The 22,496-nt window shown below is 30.8% G+C and carries 21 protein-coding genes; 6 read left to right on the forward strand and 15 right to left on the reverse strand.

Going from position 1 to position 22,496, the window contains the following annotated elements:
- Positions 1-67 precede the first annotated feature (67 nt).
- The 4 genes from QM746_RS11920 to QM746_RS11935 form a co-directional block, all read right to left on the reverse strand.
- Positions 68-865 carry a CPBP family intramembrane glutamic endopeptidase gene (locus QM746_RS11920; protein WP_414984433.1) on the reverse strand — a complete coding sequence of 266 codons (798 nt, stop codon included), beginning with the start codon at positions 863-865 and terminating at the stop codon, positions 68-70.
- Positions 866-936: 71 nt separating this feature from the next.
- Positions 937-1,509, reverse strand: coding sequence for a Crp/Fnr family transcriptional regulator (locus QM746_RS11925; protein ID WP_414984434.1), 573 nt, complete (start codon positions 1,507-1,509; stop codon positions 937-939).
- Between the two features lie 58 nt (positions 1,510-1,567).
- Positions 1,568-2,449, reverse strand: a complete 882-nt coding sequence (locus tag QM746_RS11930; RefSeq protein WP_414984435.1) for a DUF6268 family outer membrane beta-barrel protein — start codon at positions 2,447-2,449, stop codon at positions 1,568-1,570.
- Between the two features lie 118 nt (positions 2,450-2,567).
- On the reverse strand, positions 2,568-4,052 hold the full coding sequence (locus tag QM746_RS11935) for a serine hydrolase (RefSeq protein WP_414984436.1): 1,485 nt from the start codon (positions 4,050-4,052) through the stop codon (positions 2,568-2,570).
- Positions 4,053-4,228: 176 nt separating this feature from the next.
- Here QM746_RS11935 and QM746_RS11940 point away from each other — a divergent pair, with 176 nt between their 5' ends.
- Positions 4,229-5,494 (forward strand): hypothetical protein, encoded by a 1,266-nt coding sequence (locus QM746_RS11940; protein WP_414984437.1) that lies wholly within the window; start codon positions 4,229-4,231, stop codon positions 5,492-5,494.
- Between the two features lie 16 nt (positions 5,495-5,510).
- On the opposite strand, the gene QM746_RS11945 is transcribed toward QM746_RS11940, so the two are convergent.
- From QM746_RS11945 to QM746_RS11985, 9 genes are all read right to left on the reverse strand, one after another.
- A complete protein-coding gene (locus QM746_RS11945; RefSeq protein WP_414984438.1) occupies positions 5,511-6,182 on the reverse strand; it encodes an ABC transporter ATP-binding protein in 672 nt (223 codons plus the stop codon).
- 182 nt (positions 6,183-6,364) lie between these two features.
- The gene (locus QM746_RS11950) at positions 6,365-7,606 is read right to left on the reverse strand and encodes an ABC transporter permease (RefSeq protein WP_414984439.1); all 1,242 of its coding nucleotides are present in this window, start codon (positions 7,604-7,606) and stop codon (positions 6,365-6,367) included.
- 4 nt (positions 7,607-7,610) lie between these two features.
- Entirely contained in the window at positions 7,611-8,702 is a 1,092-nt protein-coding gene (locus tag QM746_RS11955) for an efflux RND transporter periplasmic adaptor subunit (protein WP_414984440.1), read from the reverse strand.
- A gap of 6 nt (positions 8,703-8,708) precedes the next feature.
- Positions 8,709-10,025 (reverse strand): TolC family protein, encoded by a 1,317-nt coding sequence (locus tag QM746_RS11960; RefSeq protein ID WP_414984441.1) that lies wholly within the window; start codon positions 10,023-10,025, stop codon positions 8,709-8,711.
- Between the two features lie 4 nt (positions 10,026-10,029).
- A complete protein-coding gene (locus tag QM746_RS11965; protein WP_414984442.1) occupies positions 10,030-10,413 on the reverse strand; it encodes a DUF2147 domain-containing protein in 384 nt (127 codons plus the stop codon).
- A 20-nt stretch (positions 10,414-10,433) separates the two neighbouring features.
- Entirely contained in the window at positions 10,434-10,721 is a 288-nt protein-coding gene (locus QM746_RS11970) for a hypothetical protein (RefSeq protein ID WP_414984443.1), read from the reverse strand.
- Between the two features lie 335 nt (positions 10,722-11,056).
- A complete protein-coding gene (locus tag QM746_RS11975; protein ID WP_414985150.1) occupies positions 11,057-11,785 on the reverse strand; it encodes a LytR/AlgR family response regulator transcription factor in 729 nt (242 codons plus the stop codon).
- A 45-nt stretch (positions 11,786-11,830) separates the two neighbouring features.
- A complete protein-coding gene (locus QM746_RS11980) occupies positions 11,831-12,106 on the reverse strand; it encodes a hypothetical protein (RefSeq protein WP_414984444.1) in 276 nt (91 codons plus the stop codon).
- 118 nt (positions 12,107-12,224) lie between these two features.
- A complete protein-coding gene (locus tag QM746_RS11985) occupies positions 12,225-13,253 on the reverse strand; it encodes a sensor histidine kinase (protein ID WP_414984445.1) in 1,029 nt (342 codons plus the stop codon).
- Positions 13,254-13,533: 280 nt separating this feature from the next.
- Here QM746_RS11985 and QM746_RS11990 point away from each other — a divergent pair, with 280 nt between their 5' ends.
- The 5 genes from QM746_RS11990 (at position 13,534) to QM746_RS12010 (ending at position 19,747) form a co-directional block, all read left to right on the forward strand.
- The gene (locus QM746_RS11990; protein ID WP_414984446.1) at positions 13,534-15,909 is read left to right on the forward strand and encodes a TonB-dependent receptor; all 2,376 of its coding nucleotides are present in this window, start codon (positions 13,534-13,536) and stop codon (positions 15,907-15,909) included.
- Between the two features lie 227 nt (positions 15,910-16,136).
- Complete coding sequence (locus QM746_RS11995) at positions 16,137-16,958, forward strand: DUF4249 domain-containing protein (protein WP_414984447.1); 822 nt, start codon at positions 16,137-16,139, stop codon at positions 16,956-16,958.
- A 138-nt stretch (positions 16,959-17,096) separates the two neighbouring features.
- Positions 17,097-17,555, forward strand: coding sequence for a LysR family transcriptional regulator substrate-binding protein (locus QM746_RS12000; protein ID WP_414985151.1), 459 nt, complete (start codon positions 17,097-17,099; stop codon positions 17,553-17,555).
- A gap of 77 nt (positions 17,556-17,632) precedes the next feature.
- On the forward strand, positions 17,633-18,001 hold the full coding sequence (locus QM746_RS12005; protein ID WP_414984448.1) for a transposase: 369 nt from the start codon (positions 17,633-17,635) through the stop codon (positions 17,999-18,001).
- A 120-nt stretch (positions 18,002-18,121) separates the two neighbouring features.
- The gene (locus QM746_RS12010) at positions 18,122-19,747 is read left to right on the forward strand and encodes a M1 family metallopeptidase (RefSeq protein WP_414984449.1); all 1,626 of its coding nucleotides are present in this window, start codon (positions 18,122-18,124) and stop codon (positions 19,745-19,747) included.
- A gap of 62 nt (positions 19,748-19,809) precedes the next feature.
- Here the strand turns inward: QM746_RS12010 and QM746_RS12015 are convergent, their stop codons facing one another.
- The gene (locus tag QM746_RS12015) at positions 19,810-20,964 is read right to left on the reverse strand and encodes a sensor histidine kinase (protein WP_414984450.1); all 1,155 of its coding nucleotides are present in this window, start codon (positions 20,962-20,964) and stop codon (positions 19,810-19,812) included.
- Between the two features lie 61 nt (positions 20,965-21,025).
- Positions 21,026-22,375: a D-alanyl-D-alanine carboxypeptidase/D-alanyl-D-alanine-endopeptidase gene (dacB, locus tag QM746_RS12020; RefSeq protein ID WP_414984451.1), complete on the reverse strand. Its 1,350-nt coding sequence runs from the start codon at positions 22,373-22,375 to the stop codon at positions 21,026-21,028.
- Positions 22,376-22,496: the final 121 nt, after the last annotated feature.

The following is a 22,496-nucleotide window of genomic DNA, read 5'->3' on the forward strand; positions in this document are numbered from 1 at the left end:
TTGGAAATTTATTTCAATTTTTCATTTTAATCATTTTAATTCTTTCCGAAATGAACAAATTAAAACTTTAGATGAACATTTTCAGAAGGCAGTTTTTTTGTCCAAACCAGAAAATGGTCAACAATCCCCAAATCGTAATAAGAATTCCCATATAATTGGTAATATTTTGATTTTTGAAATCTGTGAGGAAAACAATATCAATCGTAGAATGGAAAATAGCACAGATAAAAAGACTTCCTTTTGATGAGTTATAAAGCCAAGTGAGCAATACACTTCCTGTAAAAAGACTTAAAAGCCAACCCAATACTCCAAAAATATTCATCGATAAATATCCAGGTCTGTAGAGAAATAATGGTAAATGCCAAACTGCCCAAAAAATGGTAAGCAAAAAAGTAGAAAACAAAGCGCCAAATTTTTTCTGAAAACGAGGCAAAGCAAAACCTCGCCATCCTACTTCTTCTCCAAAACCGAAAAACACCAGATTATAAATAGAAAAAACTAAAAAATTAAACTGTGAAAATTCTTTAGAAAGCGTAATTTCAGAAAACTCTATAGGTTTTGAATCTATTAAAAAAGCGATAAATAAACTTAATAAAACCAAAACAAAAGGACTAAAAACAGCAATGAAAAGATAAAGCATAGGTTTAACTTTCCACATCGATTTCCAAAGTATTGCAACACCTTTCTTTTTCTCAAAAATCCAAGTACAAACAAATGAAGAAAGCAAAGGTCCTAATCCTCCTAAAGCATGCTGAAAAGAAAATTTCGGCAAATATTGAATTCCAAAAATAGGAGAATACAATGGAAACCAAATAAGCCAACTAAAAAAGTACGCCATTGTAAAATAAGTAACTAATGCTTTCATTCTCGCAAATTTCAGAGACAAAAATCTGTTATTTGAAGAAGAAATCCATTTACATTTGGCAAGATTTTTAATTATTTTTTACCTCTAATTCGGCTAAGGGAAGTTGGCGTAATTCCTAGAAAAGAGGCAATGTAATAATGTTGAATTTGGTTTTCAAGATTAGGGAAGTTTTTCCTGAACCATTCTAATTTCCCCTCAGCTGTTTCTTTCAAAAGAGTAATTTCTCTTTCTACTCGTCTCAAACTATCCATCATTACAACTGTATTTCCAAACATTTCGAGGTCTTTGTATTTGGGCATTTCCTGCTCCATCCTCATATTATTAAAAACCAAAATGCTTGCTTTTTCTGAAATAATTTGAAAATTATAAATAGACTGATGCTGATGTCCTCTCATTATTGCTGGAGTAATTGCACAACCATCGGTATAAAAATTCACCGTAATATCGTCACCTCTATTATTGTAAATAAAGCCTCTTACAATACCGTCTAAAACCACAAATTCAGAAATAATTTTTTGATTTTCTTTTTCTAAAAAATCATTTTCGGTATATCCAACAATTTCTGCGGTGTGAGATAAAGCTTTTGCTGTCTGTTCAGAAATTGGAAAATAAGCAGATAAAACTTTTTGAATTGTTTTAGTCATATTTGTTTTTATATGAAAGCAAAATTATCAAAAAGATTTTGAGATTCAAGAAATTAATTTAAAGTTGAAAATTATATCCAATTTCAAACCTCATCCCTTTAGAATTAACTTCCTGAATAGGCTTCGATTTTTTATTCAAGTCAAATGTAAAAATGCTCCAATTATTTCCCATTCCGTCTTCATAAAGTTTTATATTATTACGAAAATTATAACCTAAACCAACGGAGAATTGGTGATGTTTTGCCAAGGTATATTCTAACCTGCTCATTCCATACCAATTATTAATTCTTACAAAACGGCTATTTTCTTCTGTTGCTGATAATCTATAACTTGCTGCGTTTCCAAATATTTCATTGGTCCAAGAAAAATTTTCATTAATTGTATAAATTAGTTTTGGACGAATTGGCAATAAACCAGTCAGTTGAAGTTTTGATGTAATTTGATAATCTACAGAAACAAAAGGATTGAGTTGATGTCCGAAAAACTGTTTGCTGTAGGATACTCCCCAACCTGTAGAAAATTTATCATTATGCCTAATTGTATATCTCGCTCCTAAAGAATAGCGAAAATCTTCTCCACTAATATCTTTAAAATCTGAATAAACACCAACTTGACCAAAAAGATAAATCTTATACCTATCTTTAATTTGCTTTTGCCAGAAAAGATTGATATCTGTACCGTACAAACTTTTATCAAGTTCAGAATCTAATCCCGAAATATTCTGAGATTTGATATGCAATCTTCCACCTATCGTTTTTTGTTCACCTTTAAAAATTGGAAAGTTCAGAAAAGCATCTACGTTTTTTATATTTCCTCTTGCTGAATCATTCTTTATTTTATCATAACTGTATTCAACTCCAAAGAGGTCTGATTTCTTTTCCTGCGCTTGAATTTCAAAAATTGAAAATACACAAAGTAAAAAGAAGATGTTTTTTTTCATTGACTATTAATCTAAACTGTTATACATGACAAATATGAAAATTGTATAAACAAAGATTAGTTTTAATTGAATGAAATGAACAATTTAAAGACTGAAATGAACCTTCATAAAGAAAAGTTTATTCTTTTTCGAAAATAATTCCCCCTTGTAAATCCATTACAAGTTCTTTAACTTCACCATTATACCCAAGATTGAATTTGAAATCAAATTCTGGATTCATTTGCTGAGGAACTTCATTGATAAGTCTTGAAACAAAACTGTCATATTTCTGATGTTCTAAAACAAATTTAAAAGTTGGAAATATCGCAAATAGGTTGCCATCTTCCTGAGTTATTTTTATTGTTCCATAACCCTTGTTGCTATATTCTCCACAGTAATCATCCAAAGTATGTGTTGGTTTGAACTGCTGATTAATTGATTTTATAGCTACAGGTTTATAAACATCATAAACTTCCTTTTCATACTTATAAGGTTTACTTTCGTCTAGTCCCAACATTCGGATAGAAATCATATTGGCAATTGTATATGGCAAATCACTATTTTGTTGATTAGACAATACAACAATTCCGAAATTTTCTGCAGGAAAAAGAACTACGTTAGATGAAAATCCAGAGACAGAACCACCATGATCTACTTTAAAATGACCTTTAAATATTTTGGTATTCCATCCATAACCATAACCAAAAAGATAATTTTTTTGTTCTGGTTCTACAGGAGGATTCCCATTGATTAAAGCTCTAGCGCTCATTGCATTTCTAGCAAAATCTTTTGTCAAAATATCAATACCATCAAACTTTCCATAATTCAACCACATTTTCAACCAATTCGTCATATCATTTGCAGAACTATTGATAGCCGCGCCTGGTTTATCATTATTAGGAATTTGAAATTGAATCTTTTCAGGATTACCGTTATACATTCCGTAAGGATATGAAAAGTCTTTTTGTTTCAACATTTCATTAATGGAAGTATTGCTATTATCCATTTTTAAAGGATTCAACAATTTTTCTTTTATTATATCATCCCAACTTTTTTGCGACACTTGTTCAATAATAGCTCCCAACACAATGTATCCAAAATTACTGTATCTCCAACTGTCTTTTGGCTCAGCATTCTGTTTTAAATAAGGAAGTTTATTCAAAAGTTGAAGCCTATTTTCGGCAGGAAACAAAATATAAGAACCATCCAGACTTCCTAGCCCACTTCTATGGTCAAGTAAATCTTCAACAGTAATAATATTATTCATTTTGTCTGTTGAAAATTCTAAATGAGGTATATATTTTGAAGGCTTCTCATTGAGCTTTAATTTATCATCTTTTTCTAATATTCCTATAAGAGCTGCTGTAAAAGCCTTTGTATTACTACCAATCCCAAATATAGTTTGTGGTGTAACGGGGAGCTTATTCTCAAGATTTCTGTACCCAAAACCTTTTGAATAGATTACTTTATCATTTTTAACAATAGCAACAGATAATCCTACCGCTTTGTAATCAGTCATAATTTTTTCAATTTCTGAGTCCAAACCCTTTAAATTTTCTTTTGGAAGCTGAGCAAAATTCAGATTAGCAAAAATCAGAATCAAAAGATAAAATACTTTTTTCATTTTTATTTTTTTAGTAATGACAGTTAAATAGACTAATCTATTACATTATTCATAATCAAATCCAAGTTACAAATTTTGAATGAATAGACAATTTTCAATCATACAAACTCATTGAAATGAACATTTTAAAAAATGAATTGAACACTTTCGAAATAAATAAATGATAACTTTGAAAAATGAATAAAAGAAAAAAAAATATTATTTTAGTAGTCATTATTTTATTTATTTTGGGAATAGTATATATCCATTTAACAATTTATGCAACGCCAAAAACAAGACTACAATTGAAAGAAGATTATTCTGAAATGAAAGAAAGTCGTTTTCGTTATTATATCAATCTTCCTATAGATTATCAAAATCCCAAAGCTGGAAAATACAAAGGCTTCTACTTGCTGAGTCCACATTTCTTTGAAAATAAAAATATTACTTTTTTTCTTACAGATGGACAAATGGAACTTGTAAATACCAATACAAATTTTAGCTTTTTTGAAGAAATTTTAGGAGGAAGCTCCTATGTTTTGATGAGTGTACGTGGACAATCACCTACATTTTTTCCAGAAATATATAAAAATGGAAACACTGATCTTCTAATGGCAATGAAATTGTTAAATTCCGACCAACAAGTAGAAGATATAGAACAAATAAGATTAGAAATGATAAGAAAAAAATTACTCACTAAAGAGGACAAAATTAATATTTTTGGAGCGTCAGGTGCTGGTATTTTGGCTCAGCAATATGTTTCCAAATACGGTAAAAATGTGAATCGTGCTATTTTGGAATCAACAGGAGCTCCTGACATTTCACAAAAAATGCATATTCAATACTCCCCTAACTTTAAAGAGTTTAATCCTCAAGCTAATATTTTATTGGAAACTATTTTAGAAAAAAGAAAATTAAATTTGGCATCACTTTCTAATATTCTTTATCAAATTGGAAGAAACAAAACAAATCCAAAAACCGAACAGTTGAAAATACTACAAGATTTACAAAACAATGGATGTTTTCTCTCCTATCAATTCAAGCCTATGATGAACCTTTCATTTCTTAATTATCTGATAAAGTCTCCCAAAGAAATTGCTCCTCGAGTACGTTGGTTTGAACTTGTTGGGTACGATTTATTGAGATATAATCCAAAAAAAGGAATTAATCTTCTTTATGAAATCTCAGACAAAACGTTATCAGATTTTGTAAATCACTGTAAATTAAACCAATATCAACCAAAGAAATTTTCAATCAAAAGAAATTTTGATGGAGAAGTTCTTATTATAAAAGGAACAGAAGATGTAGTTTTTGGGGACTCTATAAATAAAGAAATCCAGAAATCATACCCTAATGCAAAATTAATTTTCTTTAAAGACGGGCATCGTATGCAAGAAAACAAGAATTTATACAAGAAAGCGCGTCTTGATTTTTTACAAAATGGTTTCAAAAATGTGAAGTAAAAAGTGAAATAATTTTTTAAACAATAATTTTTCCGTCTGCCATTTCAATAATTCTGTCACAATTGGCAGCAAACTCATCATCGTGTGTAACAGCAATAATAGTTTGACCTCTTTCTTTTGCCAAATCACGAAAAATATCAAAAACAATTTTGGTATTTTTAGAATCCAAATTTCCGGTAGGCTCGTCTCCCATAATAATGGCAGGATCATTAATTAAAGCTCTTGCAATAGCTACACGTTGCTGTTGCCCGCCAGATATTTTGGATGCTTTTTTATGTTCGTGACCTTTAATGTCTAATAATTTAAGTAAATCCATTGCTTTTTGCTCAATTTCTTCCTTAGAATATTTTTTCAGTTTCAATGCAGGGAGCATAACATTATCTAATACCGTAAACTCTGGCAAAAGATAATGGAACTGAAATACAAAACCGATATGCTCATTTCTAAAAGTGGACAGTTGATTTTGTTTGAGACCTGTAACCAGAGTATCATTGATGATAATTTGCCCTTCATAATCTGTATCCATTGTAGAAAGAAGATATAATAAAGTAGATTTCCCAGAACCAGATTTTCCTACCACCGCAACAAATTCTCCTTGTTCCACATCAAAAGAAACATCCTTTAAAACTTGAAATTTTTTGGGTTCGTAAAAATATTTGTTGATTTTATTTACAGATAAAGCTTTCATTTTATTTTAATAATAAAGAAAATAGTAATAGAGTAATTCGCACGAGCAATTATTAACACAATACGTATAAAACACCCAAACATTACGACACAATTTGGCATAGAAAAAAAGAAACAATACCATTACAAATAGTTTGAAATAAAAATTTTCTTGAACACTATTTTTATTGTTTGACATTTCCATCATCCTCTTAAAATTTCTACAGGGTCAACTTTTGATGCATTTCTTGCTGGCAAATATCCTGCGATAATCGTGATTATTAATCCGAAGAAAAATGCCAAAACGTAATCTTTAGGATTATAATCTATTGGCAATGTGGAAAAAGAAGCGATCTTGAAAGGAATCTTATCTACGATTGCCGAAATAAAATATCCCAAAATAAGTCCTACAAAACCTCCTATAAGACCAATAATAACTGATTGAGTAAGAAAAATCTCAACAATATCAATCCCATTAAAACCCATTGCTTTAAGAATGGCTATTTCTTTTATTTTCTCATTTACCGTCATATTCATGATGTTGTAAATCCCAAAACCAGCAACAATAAGAATGGTAAGAGAAACTGCAATTGCTACAATATCACGAAGGACATTAGCAGAATCTAATTGAGCGTTACCTTCTTGCCACGCTTCTACTTTATAATCTGTTATTGCAGATATTTTTTTTGAAACCTCTTTAGCTTTGTTATAATCTTTCAGATTCACCAAAATATCTGTAGCATAACTTCTGTTTTTTGAAAAAAGCTGTCGTGCCGTATGAATGGAAACTATAGCTCTGGTTTTATCTGCGCTAGAAGATCCGGTTTCAATAATTCCTATGATTTTAAAAATTCTAGAAATCCCATCAGATGTAATTACCGTAATATTGTCATCCATCCCAACTCCAAGATTTTGAGCTAGTTTAACTCCCAGAATAATACCATCTGAACGTTTTTCGAGGTCAAAAAAATTACCTTCCTTCATATATTTCGAAGTCTGAAACAATTGATCTTCACTCTCCACATCTACACCAGATAACGATGCATTAACTTTTGTAACTCCGTTTCTGATAAAAACATTCTGATTGAGCTGTTCTGATACTGCCGAAACTTCTTTCAGTTTAGAGATTGCCTCTTTTATTGTTGATGTATTTTTTATACCATCTGTGTATCGTATATTTTTGGCATTGTTTACAATAACCAAGGCATTTTTATCTTTTTCTGTAGGTTGCAGAATATTCTTTACTTCCGTAGGCAAATCATTATAAATCCTGATATGAGGCATAGAAGTAAAAGATATTTCAGTCTGCGCACTATTAACACCTGACATAAAACTATTCATAAAAACATACATCGAAATACCAAATGTAACACTCAACACAGCAACAACAAGCTGCTTGACTTTCGAGGTAAGATGTACCCAAGAAATTCTTCTATTCGTATTCATCTTATTAGTTTTTAGGTTTTATAAGCACCGTATTTTCAGAAATTCCACTGCGTATTTCTGTCCATTCATTATCTTTAGAACCAATCACAACAGCTTTTTGCTCTCCATTTTCTAATGTCACAAATTTTCCTTTTGAAATATAAGATGTTGGAATTACCAAAGCATTTTTTCTTTTAGATGTTTCTATATTTGCCTGAAGTTGCGTGCCGGAAAAAATAACTTCTGGAACTTTATCAAATTTTGCTTCAACAATATAAGATTGCTCCGTTTCATCAAAAGCTGGGAAAATTTTAGTAACAGTCGCCATAAAATTTTCATCAGGATAAGTATTGAGGTGAATGGCTGTTTTTTGCCCTAGTTTTATTTTGGCTATATCATCTTCCGAAACATAAAGTTTTATTTTAAAATCTCCACTTCCAATTTTTGCAATATTTTCTCCCTGTTTTACGAGTTCTCCTTTCTTTTTAAGAACATTCAAAACTTCGCCATTTTCTATTGCTTTGATGGTATAATCTTTCAATATGTCTTGTTGTTGGACAACTTGTATTCCGCTTCTTTTTTCTGAGAGTTCGAGTGCATTTTTTGCATCTTGATAGTTTTTTTGAAGTGCAATCAAATTATTCTGAGAAGCTTGATACTGGAGCTGTACTTTTTCCAAATCCAACTGAGAAACAGAGTTTTTTGTTCTCAAATCTTTGTATCGCAGAAAGTTTGTTTTATCTTGCTCTACCTGATGCAAAGCCTGATTAATCTGTGACTGAATCTGCAATAATTGCGGAGAACTTGCCATTGCATTTTTTTTGGACTGAGAAAGAACAGCTTCTGCATCTTTCAATTGCTCTGTCTGCACACTGTTTTCAATAGTGGCAATCAGATTATTCTCTGTTACTAATTCTCCTTCTTTTATAGGGATTTTCAAAATTGTACCACTTATATTTGCAGAAATCATGTACTCATCTTCTCTTTCGATATATCCGCTTGCAAATACGGCATCTTCTATATCTTTTCTTATGACTGATGTTTTTTCTGTTTTTTTACAAGAAAAAAGCATTAGTGTAATTAATAAAAAACTGATTTTGATAATTTTGTTTCTCATAACGCGCTATGGTTTCTGAAAATCTATTTTGCGGATGTAGATTTTGTATTTTGCCAAAGAAAAATCGGCAAGACTTTGTAAATAATTGTATTGTGCAGAAAGAAGGTCCGAATATCTATCCAAACGCTCATCCAGACTTATGATTCCGCTCTCGTATTTGTTTTGGATATGAATGTCGTTTTTTTCCTGAAGCGATAATATTTCTTTATTTTTTTCAAGATTCGTTACCGATTGGCTGTATTGCAATTTTAGAATTTCGTCTTCTTTATTCTTTGTCATTTGAATATTTTCTAATTGCAATTGCTGAATTTTAAGCTCTGACTGAGATTCTTTTACCTTTTGATTGATAGAAAATCCGTTAAAAACAGGAACATTCAGTTTTACTCCAAAAAACTGCTGAGGAAGATTGTTGGCATTAGAAAAATCCATAAAATAGTCTGTTGCCCAATTGTAATTGTATTGATAAACAAAACCCAATGAAGGATAGCGCAATGCCTCGTTCTGTTTTACGAGTGTTTTGGAAATCTCGATTTGCTTTTTCTGCAAAAGGATTTCTGGATGAATAGTATATAAATCAAAATCAATACTACAATCATTATCATTTCCATCATCTGAGATTTTCACTTCCTCACGAAGATTAAGAATGCTCTGCAATTGTTGATAAAGTTGTTCGATATTATTTTCTGCTGTTTTAACGTTTTTCTCATTTTGTAGATTTTGTATTGAAACCCTGTTAAAATCAGCTTCACTAATTATCCCTTTTTTGTATTTTTCCGAAGCATTATTGAGCATTTTTTTAGTAACACTTGCATTATCTTCATCAATTTTCAATGCTTTCTGAGCCAACAAAATAGAGTAATACAGAGAGGCCAACTGATTGTAAATATTAAACCTACTCAATTTTGTGTTTATTTCTCCAGCTTCAGATTGAAGTTTAGAAGTTTTAAGAGTAAAAATTTTCTGAAAATCAAGAACATTCCACTGCGCTTGTAAAGAAGTGGTATAAAGATAAGGTTTGCCAAATGTCATCTCTTCAAAACTACCTTCTGGAGCATTAGGATTAAGAATTTTTGCAGGAACCAAAGTTGGTTGTAAAGTAATATTGTCATTAAAACCTGCAGACATATTCACAGAAGGATAAAGAAAAGATTTTGCCTGTTTTTTTCGTATCGTGTTTATTTCCTGCTGTGTTTCGGAGATGCGGATGGTTATGTTGTGATTATCTGCATAACTCATCACCTCTTGAAAAGAGCCAAGAACAATCTGGCTCTTTACAAAAAGGCAAGACATCATAACAAAAACTACTAAAATAAATTTCTTCATTGATTTATAATCTTGTCCAGACTTGTGTTTTTGCCATCATTCCATAAGATGCCTTAATATTCAATAAATCATCTTTAGTAATCTGAGCTGAACATGAAGCTGTACTTGATTTTTTAATAATATATACTGTCCCGTTTACATAGTTATTTTCTCCACTTGGCTTCAATCCAGAGATTTGTTTTTTTCCAATGACACCCCCATTTTCAGCCTTTCTGATAATTGCATCATAAGAAGTACCATTTTTCACAAACTCTATTACTCTGGTCTTGTATTCATTTGTCCATTTTCCTAAGATTTTATATTCAGATGTTTGGGCTTTCATGCTCATTCCGAAGACAACTAATGCTAATGCAAAAAGTGTTTTTGTTGTTTTAAAAAAATATGTCATATTTTTATGCTTAATATTGATTAATAAATTACAACTCTTCTTGGTGTACGTTTTACAAAATATACTCTCGGTACTGGCTCTACAACCACTACTCTTCTAGGTGGTGGCACAACTACGTTAACGCTTACAACTGGAGAAACAACCGTAGGAATAGGTTCTACAAATACAACTTTAGGAGCAGGTACAACAACAATGTTAACAGAAACAGGTCTTCTTTTTGCAGAAACAAAGACCTGCGAATTGGCTGTATTAGATAACATCCCAAAAACTCCAATTAAGAAGAGTTTATAAAAATTAATTGTTTTCATTTTTAAATATTTTTATGAGTTATTGACAACAAAAATATTATCATAATGAAACAAACTTTTTCAAAATAATATTAAACTGAACATTAACAAGAATGAATTGACCATTTTAGTTGTTAAATATAATTATCATTAGGATATTTTCATAAAGAATTGTGATAAAACTCAAGCTATTTTTTGAAGGAAATTGAAAAAAAGAGTATTAATAAAATAACTAAATCCGCCACAAAATATATTGTAGCGGACTAGACAAATAAAAATATAATAATTTTAAAATATTTTTTTACAAAATAATCAAGTATAATAAACGCAGTAATTGCAAAATAGAATCTTATAAATTATTTACCTAAAACTTTCTTTGTTACAAATTCATTAAAAAAAGAATCTCGATAAATATTACCAATTGGAATTTCGTTTTCACCAATATAAACCGTATTATTATCCAATGAATCGATACATTTTGAATTAATGATGTAAGATTTACTCACCCTTACAAAAATACCTTTTGGTAATTGATCCTGAATGGTTTTAATATTCATTGCTGTAATTATTTTTTGTTTATGGGTGTGTAAAATCACATAGTCTTTCAGACCTTGAATAAAATAAATGTCCATAAAATGTATTTTAAACATTCTCCTTTCAGCTTTTACAAATAAATAATCATCTGCTGTTGTTTCTATATTTGTTGTATAATCATGTAATTTTATAAGATTAGAATAGCTTTTAGCTTTTTCAACAGCTTTTTGAAAACGTTCTAGCTTTATGGGTTTTATAAGATAGTCAACAGCATCAACTTCATAACTATCGACTGCATACTCAGAAAAAGCAGTAGTAAAAACGACAAGAGTTTCCTTTGGAATAGTACTAGAAAATTCTATCCCATTTGTACCAGGCATTTGAATATCCAAAAATATTAAATCTATTATGCTAGGATTATTTTTTAAAAACACTCCTGCCGACTCTGCACCATTAAAGGTTTGAATTAATTCTAAATCATCAGTTTTATCAACCAACATCTCTACGGCTTCTCTTGCCAAAGGTTCGTCATCTATAATAATACATTTTATTTTCATAAAATTTTAACTGTATAAAATATCAACATTTTCTAGACTCTAAATAACAAAATAATCATCAAAGATAACATGATTATTTTTCTCAACTAAATTCAGAAAAATTTGTGCTTCGTGAATTCCACTACAAAAGCGCTTTGGAATTTGAGATTCCAAATGCTTTTCAGAATTAATTCTAGAAGTTCTATTTACAAAAGGAGAAAATTCTGGAATATAAATTACAAAAGTATTTTTGGGAATAATTTGTAACAATTCTATACAATTTACGTCATTCATCTCAATATCAAAAAACACAATATCGATTTTATTATTTTTCAAAAAAAAGAAGCTTCTAAAATTGAATTGAATGTAGAAACTAATTGCATATTGTCTGTTTGAATAATTAATTTTTCTATAGACCTTTTCATGGAAAAGTCATCATTTACGATAATACATTTCATATTTTAAGAGTTAAAATAACAGAAAAAGTATCAACATCATTATTTATTTTTAATGAATGACTTAATGGAAATAAAAGTTCTAATCTTCTTTTAATATTACCAAGCCCAAGTCCTCCAGAAGTAGAGACTGCTTTTTGTATTGGCTTAGAATTTATACATCGAAAAATAAGTTCATTATCCTTTACCTCAAAAAAAACATTAACATATGATGACTTAGCAGAATCATTGTTATGCTTCACAGCATTTTCCACAAAAGAAATAAACAATAATGGTGGAATCTGTACTCCACTGAGATTTCCTTCTTTAGAAATGAAAAAACTGAAATTATCACGACGGACTTTTTCAAGATTAAGAAAGTCTTCTAAAAAACGAATATCCGAGGTTAATAAAACATATTCTCTAGCACTATCATACAACTGATAACGTAGTAAATCGCTCAATTTCATCAATATTTCTGAAGCTTTTTCTGGATCTTTCTGAGTTAGAACATAAGCGCTATTCAACATATTAAACAAAAAATGGGGATTAATTTGATTTTTTAATTGCTCCAATTCTACTAAAGCTTTTGATTTTTCCAATTCAAAAATCAACTGCTTATCTATTACCCATTTTTGAAATAATTTTATAGATGTTGATGCTGCAATAAGAATAAGAATAAGAATAAGAATGGAAAAAAGAGGTATATTAAGTCCCTCGTCATCAAATTTTTTCCCCTCATAATACGTTAAAAATATCTTTGTTAGAATGATTACAACTCCCAAAACACTTATAATAGTAAAGAAATACCATACATATTTATTCTTAAATAAGAGTTTCGGAACCAGTACATACATATTACTATAGAATAACAAAAAAAATAAAAGTAACACCAATGTAGGTTCAGGAATTTCTGGTGTACTATTATATAGAACGGCACTAATAAAAATAATAAGCAGTAAATGTCTTAAAATTCTATACTTAGAAGAAATCAAAAACTGAAATATCCAATTTTCGTTCATCAATTCATTATGTAAATCTTTATGCATATTCAATATATTAATTGATGAAACAAAGTTAACTTTTAAGAAAAAAAAATCTCCTTTTTTATACAAAAAGCACTTTTTTTTATACAAAACAATAATAAAAATTATGTCCTCTTACTTTAAAAACACCATAGTCAGGCTATTTACATCCTACAAATAATTTTTTTGTAGTCAAAAAATGCAATTTCATATAAAAACCAATTGCTTTTGTATAATTAAAAATAAATAAATCCTCTTAAAAAATAGTTTTGCTAAAAGAATTTTAACTTAATCCGAAACTAGAATGAAAAACAACCTTTTTGTCCCCTTGTTCGTAACGATTTCAGCACTTGTTTTTGCACAGGAAAAAGTAACCCTTAGCGGAACGATTGCCAACAAATCGAACAACGAAACACTTATTGGTGCAACTATTTCAATTCCAGAAGCAAATATATCTGCCTCAACTAATTCCTACGGATTTTATTCCATCAGTTTACCAAAGGGAGATTACACTATTATTATCAATTATCCAGATTTTGAACAAGTAGAAGAAAAAATATCTTTAACAGAAAGCCTCAGAAGAATTTTTTTAATTACAGAAAGCAGTCGTACAAAGTCAATTGATGAAGTGGTGATTACTAAATCCTCTACCAAAACCAACATCCGAACTCCAGAAATGAGCGTTAACAAACTCTCAATTTCTACCATCAAAAAAATGCCAGCAGTAATGGGAGAAGTAGATATTTTGAAATCTATCCTACAGCTTCCAGGTGTTGCCAATGCTCAAGAAGGCGCTTCTGGCTTTAACGTAAGAGGAGGAGCAACAGACGGAAATTTGGTGCTTTTGGATGAAGCAATTGTCTATAATACTTCACATTTATTTGGATTTTTCTCGGTTTTTAATTCTGACGTTATTAAAGATTTAAAACTCTATAAAGGGGGTATTCCTGCTAATTTCGGAGGGCGTATTTCTTCTGTTTTAGATATTTATCAAAAAGAAGGTAACAACAAAGAGCTTCACGCAACAGGAGGAATTGGAGCTGTTTCTAGTAAATTATTGATAGAAGGACCAATTGTAAAAGAAAAAAGTTCTTTTGTTATTGGAGGTAGAGCTTCTTATGCCCATCTTTTTCTGAAATTGGCGGACGAGCCTAATTCTGCATATTTCTATGATTTGAATGCCAAATTGAATTACAAAATTAACGATAAAAACAGCCTTTATTTATCTGGATACTTCGGTAAAGACGACATGAATTTCAACAATTCTTTGAAGAATAATTATGGAAACACTCTCTTTAACGTAAGATGGAATCATATTTTCTCGGATAAATTATTCTCTAATATCTCTGCAATTTACAGCAATTACGACTACGGATTACAAATAAAAGCAGCTGGAATAGATTGGAAATCAACCATTAAAAATTACAATTTCAAATACGATTTAAAACATTATTTGTCTGATAAACTGAATTTGAGCTATGGCGTTAATTCTATATATTATCAATTTAATCCAGGAACGATAAAACCTTTTGGTGAAAACTCTCCTGTACATGCGGATCAGATTGCAAAGAAAAACGCAATGGAAAATGCAATCTACGTGAGTGCCGAGCACAAATTTTCGGATAAACTTTCTGCAACTTACGGTTTACGATACAGTAATTTCATGCGGTTGGGAGCACAAGAAATAAATACTTATGCCAATAATGAAGCCGTGGTTTACAATCCTGAGTTAAAAATTTATGAAGAAGGAACACCTACAGGAAGTATCCTTTATGGTAAAAACAAAAAAATAGCGAGCTACGGAAATATAGAACCACGTATAGGTATTGCTTATATTTTGGATGAAAAGCAATCCATAAAAGCAAGCTACAACCGAATGGCACAATATATTCATCTGATTTCCAATACAGCTTCTGTTTCACCATTAGATATTTGGGCGCCAAGTGACAAATTTTTAAAGCCGCAAATACTAGATCAGGTTGCATTGGGATATTTTAGAAATTTTAATAACGGAAAATACTCTTTGGAGGTTGAAACCTTTTATAAAAAAATTAAAAACAGAGCAGATTATATAGATGGAGCCGAGCTCATTGCTAACAAAAACATAGAACAAGTAATGCTAAATGGAGAAAGCAGAGCTTATGGACTAGAAATTATGGCAAAGAAAAACACTGGAAGATTGACTGGTTGGTTATCTTACACACTTTCCAGAGCAGAACAGAGAACACCTGGAAGAAATGCTAGCGAACCAGGAATCAACAATGGAAAGTGGTACAGAGCTAATTATGATAAAACCCATAATCTGTCTCTTACTGCAGCCTATCAACTGACCAAAAAATGGAGTTTTGGAGGAATTTTCACTTATCAGACAGGAAAAGCAGCAACGTATCCTAACGGAAAATACCAATACCAAGGAATTACCATTGCGAGTTATGGAGAAAGAAATGCAAACTCAATACCTGCATATCATCACTTAGATTTATCTGCAACTTGGACTCCAAAGCCAGATACTACAAAACGTTGGAAAGGAGAATGGGTTTTCAGTATCTATAATGTCTATGGAAGAAGCAATGCTGCTGCCGTTACCTTCGGGCAAAATCTGGATACAGGTGTAAGCGAAGCAAAACAAATGTCGATTTTCGAAATTATCCCTAGTGTAACGTATAATTTTAAGTTTTGATGGATGACTGAAATTAGAAGTAAAAAATTTGATTGGAACACGCACTTGCAGCCCGCCCTCCGTTCCCGCTGTCATTGCGATGAACGGAGCAATCCACCTTCAAATTTCACAGATTGCTTCGTTCATCGCAATGACAGCGGGAACGGAGGGCGGAATAGCTGCCCAAATCTAATGAATTGGTTAGGTAGAGATAAATAAAATTAATAAACTTTATAAATTTTTAAAAAATGAAAAAATTTAAAAAATATATCATTATCGCTTTAGGAATAGTCCTTATTTCTTGCGAAAAGGTCATAGATGTTGATTTGGATACAGCCCCTCCTAAATTAGTGGTAGATGCTTCAATAGATTGGGTAAAAAATACAACAGGTAATCAGCAAAAAATAAAACTTTCCACAAGCACAGGTTATTATAGTACAGAATTCCCAAGCGTATCGGGAGCTACTATAACCATTTCCAATTCAGAAAATACGGTATTCATTTTTACTGAAAATCAGGGAACTGGAGAATATGTTTGTAACAATTTTGTTCCGTCAATTGGAGAAACTTACACGCTTACCATTAATCTGAACGGAGAAACTTATACCGCAACAGATAAAATGATTGCAGCCCCAAAAATAGAAGACAATATTTTGCAAAATAACGAAGGAGGAATGGCAGGAGACGAAGTGGAAATCACCTATTATTATCAGGACAATCCTGCGGAAACAAATTATTATGTTTTCAGTAACAAAAATCCGCACATTGCCTTTCCACAATATCAGGCAGAAAATGATGAGAATAATAATGGTGGATTTACGCCTGTTTTTTATTCAGATAAAGACTTAAAACAGGGAGACATTGTTAGCATTAAACTCTATGGAATTTCTAAGAGATATTACGATTATTTCAGAAAAATCCTAAATGCTTCAGGTGCAGATACAGGTCCTTTTGCAACTACACCAACTTCAGTCTTCGGAAATATTAGCAACAAAACCAATTCTGCAAATACACCATTCGGGTATTTCAGACTATCAGAAGTGGATATGAAAAATTATACAATACAATAATAGTTTCTCAATTTATATTGTAAAAGAGTGATTTTAAATTATCATTAGAACCACTCTTTCAATACATAAAAGTATATTTTACAAGCTAAAAAAAATAATTATTTACATCTAAACAATCTAAAAACAGATAAACTAATTATTGGATCTACTTATGGATTGACGCATATATTAATTAATTCTCTAACTTCCTTTAGCCAAGAATACCCTGACATACAAATTCAAATAGTGTTTGGTTCAACTTTAGAACTATTAAAAAAACTAAGAAATTATGAATTAGATTGTATACTTTCATTCCTTTCAAAGTCTAACAATAATTCAGATACAGAAACTGTAACACTTTTTACTTCAACATTGTCTCTCATCGTTCACAAATCACATCCTTGGAGTAGATTAAAAAAAATTTCTTTAAAAATGATAAAAGAAGTTCCCCTAGTAATTGCTTCTCAAAGCTATAGTATCCGTAATTATTTAGACGAAATTCTTACTCAAAAAAATGGAATTTTAAATATACAAAAGGAAGTAAATGATATTCACAGTTTATTGAAACTTACCAATACCAAACAATGGAATACAATCAATACCGTCCTAAACGATTAAAATAAAATTCAAAAAAAGAGGGTTGACTCTTGTGTCTCAAATTATCTTTGAGTTGCAGAACAAAAAGATTCCCTCTTATGGCAAATCAGTTGTATTGGTCTGCTAACACCATCGCAGAATTGTACAAAAGCAGATGTCAAGTAGAAATATTTTTCCAAGACATCAAGCAATTACTACATATAAAATCGTTTATCGGAATCTCTGAAAATATAGTAATGATTCAAATCTGGATAGCTTTAATTACCATAATTATCTTGAAAGCACTAAAAGCACAATCAAAATTTGATTGGTATTTATCTAATTTAGTAGCTTTTATAAGCCTAAATCTCTTTGTTAAGATTGACTTGCAAAAATGGTTAGATAAACCATTTGGAGAACACATAAATCCTCCTCCAGAAAGCACAAAAAGGGTTCCGTTAAAAAAAAATAATCTTTTCAAAGCTTAAAACCAACGAAATGGTCTATTTTTTATGTCATCGTTTTATTTAGGACAGGATTGGAAAAACACCACATAAATTGAATAGATTTTCTTAATTTTATCGAAAATTATTTTGAAATAAATCGATATGAAGAAAGCCATTTTATTATTTGGGTTTATCAGTTCTTTTGCTTTTGGGCAAACATATACCAAAACTGATACCCTTAAAGGTTCAGACACCGCTTACAGAAATTTTTGGGATGTAAAAAAATACAAACTTTCTGTAGAACCTAATTTCCAAGACAAATCTTTGAAAGGAAGCAACAAAATTGAATTCACCATTACTAAAGACATTAGCAATCCTACTTTTCAAATAGACTTACAAGAACCTATGAAAGTAGAAAAACTTACCGCCAATTTCCCAACGGTAGATGGTTTCAAAAGAGATGGAGATTTCATCTTTGTAACAGCGAAAAAGAAATTCAAAAAAGGAGAAAAATACACTTTTGATATTGATTATTCTGGAAATCCTAGAATTGCAAAACACGCTCCTTGGGAAGGCGGTTGGGTTTTTGTAGAAGACGAACAAGGAAATCCTTGGATTACAGTGGCTCAGGAAGGAGACGGAACCAGCCTTTGGTTGCCATCAAAAGACATTTGGAATGACGAACCAGAAGATGGAATCATTATGAAAATTATTACACCTACTGATTTAACTGGTGTTGGAAATGGTAAATTAATTGGTGATCATATTCTTGTAGGTGATACAGACAATAAAAGAGAGTGGACTTGGGAAGTAAAAAATCCTATCAACCTTTATAGTTTAGCACCAGTAATTGGAAAATTTGCTCATTTTTCTGAAATTTATAACGGAGAAAAAGGGAAATTAGATTGCGATTATTATGTTTTAGATTATAATCTAGGAAAAGCAAAAGTTCAGTTTCAACAAGCTAAATCAATGCTAAAATCTTTTGAATATTGGTTTGGTCCTTATCCATTTTACGAAGACGGTTACAAATTGGTAGAAACTCCGCATCTTGGGATGGAACATCAATCTAACGTTGCTTACGGAAATCATTATTTAAACGGTTATCTTGGTAGAGATTTATCAGGAACAGGAATTGGCTTGGAATGGGATTTTATTATCATCCACGAAAGTGGTCACGAATGGTTTGCCAACAATATTACGGCTAAAGACCAAGCTGACATGTGGATTCACGAAAGTTTTACTAATTACTCAGAAACGCTTTATACAGAGAGTTTGCTTGGAAAAGAAAAAGCTCAAAAATATGTAATTGGAACAAGAAGAGGCATCAAAAACGACATTCCAATTATTGGGAAATACGGCGTAAGAAACGAAGGAAGTGGAGACATGTACCCAAAAGGTGGAAACATGATTCATACCATTAGAACGGTTATCAACAACGACGAAAAATTTAGACAAATTTTAAGAGGATTGAATAAAGATTTCTATCATCAAACGGTAACTACAAAACAAATTGAAGATTATATTTCTGCAAAATCTGGAATTAATTTTTCTAAAGTTTTCGACCAATATCTTAGAACAACTCAAATTCCTACTTTAGAATATTCTCAAGACGGAAACACCTTCAAATACAGATGGACAAATACTATTGATGGTTTTGATTTACCTATTAGAATTAACGGAACAGAAACCATTTCGCCATCTAAAGATTGGAAAACGACTACTTTAAAAGACAGTTCTGAAGTAAAATTTGATGAAAATTATTACGTAAAATATCAGAAAATATAATGTAAATATTATTAAAAATCAAAAAAGTTCGGCTCCTACGGAGCCGAACTTTTTATTTAATTTTAAGATTTTAACACAACTCTAAAAGTAGTTCCCTTTCCTACTTCTGATTCTGCAATTTTAATATCCCCATTGTGAAAATCGTTAATTACTCTTTTTGCCAAAGACAAACCTAAACCCCAACCTCGTTTTTTGGTAGAATAGCCTGGTTTAAAAGCATTTCTAATTTGAGCAATCGTCATCCCAGAGCCAGAATCTTTTACATCAATCAAAATATTTTTGTTTTTTTGATAGAGATTTATAGATAGATTTCCTTCGCCTTTCATTGCATCTACGGCGTTTTTAACCAAATTTTCAATCACCCAACTCATCAAAATTCTATTGTGAGGAATTAAAATTTCAGCTTTAGAAATTCTCAAATCAAAAACCACTTTTTTGGAAATTCTAGACTTCAAATAATCAAAATTTAATTGAACAGTTTCTTTCAAATTCAAATCATTCAATTCTGGCACAGAGCCAATTTTTGAGAAACGCTCAGAGATAGTTTTCAAACGATTAATGTCTTTATTTATTTCTACCAAACCATCATCAATTCTGCTTTTATCCAATTTCATCACTTCAATCCAACCAATCATGGAAGACAGAGGTGTACCAATTTGATGCGCCGTTTCCTTTGCCAAACCTGCCCAAAGCATAGATTCATCAGATTTTTTTATGGTTCTCAAAAACCAAAAAGAAAACAACAAATAAGCCCCAATAAACAAGCCCAAACCGTAAGGATAATATCTAAGATAATTTAGCAAATCGGAATTGTCATAAAACACAAACTGATTGTTAAAATTGGGCAACTGAATTTCAAACGGAGGATATTTGTCTTCCATTTCATTGATTTTTCGCTTCAGTTTTTCAGGATTTTTCAGAATTTTTTCCGAGATATTTTTACTTTGAATTAAATTCCTTTGTTTGTCTGTAACGATAATCGGAATATTTTCGTTTTCGTTAATTACGTACAACGAAAGTTCGTTCAATCGAGAGTCAAAATCATCATTATCTTGCAAGTATTTCATTGCGGTAGCAAGAGATTTTATCCTTTCAGATTCTTTTTCTCTAAGATGATTGATTAGAAAATTAGAAGAAACCGCCAAACCAATTACAATGATGGTAAGGAGCGAAAAAACAAACCAATTATTAACTTTTGAAAGAAGATTTTTTCTCAAAACAACTTATATTTTTACGATTTTGGATTTATTTTTTTTTTTTTAAATTCCCAACTTTCTATCATTTTAAAACATTCAAAACATTATACAAAGCATTGCTAAGGTCGTTTGCCTGATAATTGTTCATAATGATTGAAAAAACATAATTTTTACCTGTTGCAGAAGTATGAAAACCAGCAAAAGCTCGGCTGTCTTTTATGCTGCCACTTTTCATTTTCATGCCATTTGCCATTACCGGAAAACCATCATAATACGCATCAAACCAAGGTTGTTTTTTCGCCCAAAGTAACGCTTGAACTTCCGCTTTGGAAGAAGCATAACTCTGTGGCGAAAGTCCGCTTCCGTCAACAAAATTAATCATTCTTTGGTCAATTCCTTTGTCTTTCCAAAAGTTTTTCAGGTATTTCACTCCGCTTTCGAAACTAGGATTTTCTGTTTTTTCTTTTGCTATTGTTTTGATAAAAGTTTCACCAAAAAGATTGATGCTTTTCTTTAAAAACCAATATACAATTTTATCTAAAGTAGGCGATTTGTATTCTAAAATTACTTTATTTTCAGGAAAAACTACTGGTTTTTCACCATTGATAATTTTTTCAGAATTGATGATAATTTTCCCTTTAAAATCAATATTCTGTTTTTTCAATTCTTCTGCCAATTCTATTGCCAATTGTTTTGGTGGATTCGGCATTGCGCCAGAAACTTTCATCTCTTTTGCCGGCAAACTTCCGTTGATGTGAGCCACATCAGAATAAGGCGCAGTATAAATGATACTTTTATCAGAATTGCCTTCCGTTCTAAGTTCATTTACCCATTTTACGTCATTAATATTTGAAAAACTTTTAATTTCTTTCCCAAAAGTATAAATTTCAAAAACGTTTTCTCGCCAATTTACGCCCCAAACTCCTGCTCCGTAATAATTTCCCATATCGTTCCAAGGCCAACCGCCAGGGATTTTCTGAAAATCAAAACACGTATCATCAATAATTAAATCTCCGGAGATTTTAGAAATTTTATTTTGTTTGAGCGTTTCTATTACTTTTTGTTTGAAATTATCGGCTTTATAACCTTCAAATCTATCATTTCCGAGTGTAGGATCTCCATTTGAAGTTACATATAAATTACCATCAAAAGCAATTTTAGTTTTATATTGATAATCTTTTCCTAAAGTTTCTAAAGCTGCAGCTGCAGTAAAAATTTTCATGGTAGAAGCCGTAGAAAGACCTTTGTTAGCTTGATATTCGTAGATTTTGTTACCATTTTCATCAGAAACATAAAAAGATAAACTACCAGAATACATTGGCTCTGAGGCTAAAAGTTGATTTACTTTTACATCTAATTGTTCTTGAATTGTTTTTTGAGCAAAAAATGATTGAAAAACACTAAAAAAAAATAAAAAAAAGCGAGTTTTCATTTTGAAGAATTTCAGTTAAAAAAACTATTATTTACATCAAAGATAAATAAAAATATCTTCGTCTTATTCTAATAAAACAAATAGTATTTAATAATGTCATTTAAAGAGATATTTACAATTA

Source organism: Cloacibacterium sp. (assembly GCF_047601505.1).
GTDB lineage: Bacteria > Bacteroidota > Bacteroidia > Flavobacteriales > Weeksellaceae > Cloacibacterium.

Coding starts and splice junctions, on each gene's coding strand:
- QM746_RS11985 (WP_414984445.1), bottom strand. CDS start 13,253: ATGCATAAAGATTTACATAATGAATTGATGAACGAAAATTGGATATTT.
- QM746_RS11950 (WP_414984439.1), bottom strand. CDS start 7,606: ATGAATACGAATAGAAGAATTTCTTGGGTACATCTTACCTCGAAAGTC.
- QM746_RS11935 (WP_414984436.1), bottom strand. CDS start 4,052: ATGAAAAAAGTATTTTATCTTTTGATTCTGATTTTTGCTAATCTGAAT.
- dacB (WP_414984451.1), bottom strand. CDS start 22,375: ATGAAAACTCGCTTTTTTTTATTTTTTTTTAGTGTTTTTCAATCATTT.
- QM746_RS11960 (WP_414984441.1), bottom strand. CDS start 10,025: ATGAAGAAATTTATTTTAGTAGTTTTTGTTATGATGTCTTGCCTTTTT.
- QM746_RS11970 (WP_414984443.1), bottom strand. CDS start 10,721: ATGAAAACAATTAATTTTTATAAACTCTTCTTAATTGGAGTTTTTGGG.
- QM746_RS12010 (WP_414984449.1), top strand. CDS start 18,122: ATGAAGAAAGCCATTTTATTATTTGGGTTTATCAGTTCTTTTGCTTTT.
- QM746_RS11930 (WP_414984435.1), bottom strand. CDS start 2,449: ATGAAAAAAAACATCTTCTTTTTACTTTGTGTATTTTCAATTTTTGAA.
- QM746_RS11965 (WP_414984442.1), bottom strand. CDS start 10,413: ATGACATATTTTTTTAAAACAACAAAAACACTTTTTGCATTAGCATTA.
- QM746_RS11955 (WP_414984440.1), bottom strand. CDS start 8,702: ATGAGAAACAAAATTATCAAAATCAGTTTTTTATTAATTACACTAATG.
- QM746_RS11925 (WP_414984434.1), bottom strand. CDS start 1,509: ATGACTAAAACAATTCAAAAAGTTTTATCTGCTTATTTTCCAATTTCT.
- QM746_RS11990 (WP_414984446.1), top strand. CDS start 13,534: ATGAAAAACAACCTTTTTGTCCCCTTGTTCGTAACGATTTCAGCACTT.
- QM746_RS11995 (WP_414984447.1), top strand. CDS start 16,137: ATGAAAAAATTTAAAAAATATATCATTATCGCTTTAGGAATAGTCCTT.
- QM746_RS11945 (WP_414984438.1), bottom strand. CDS start 6,182: ATGAAAGCTTTATCTGTAAATAAAATCAACAAATATTTTTACGAACCC.
- QM746_RS11920 (WP_414984433.1), bottom strand. CDS start 865: ATGAAAGCATTAGTTACTTATTTTACAATGGCGTACTTTTTTAGTTGG.
- QM746_RS11940 (WP_414984437.1), top strand. CDS start 4,229: ATGAATAAAAGAAAAAAAAATATTATTTTAGTAGTCATTATTTTATTT.
- QM746_RS12005 (WP_414984448.1), top strand. CDS start 17,633: ATGGCAAATCAGTTGTATTGGTCTGCTAACACCATCGCAGAATTGTAC.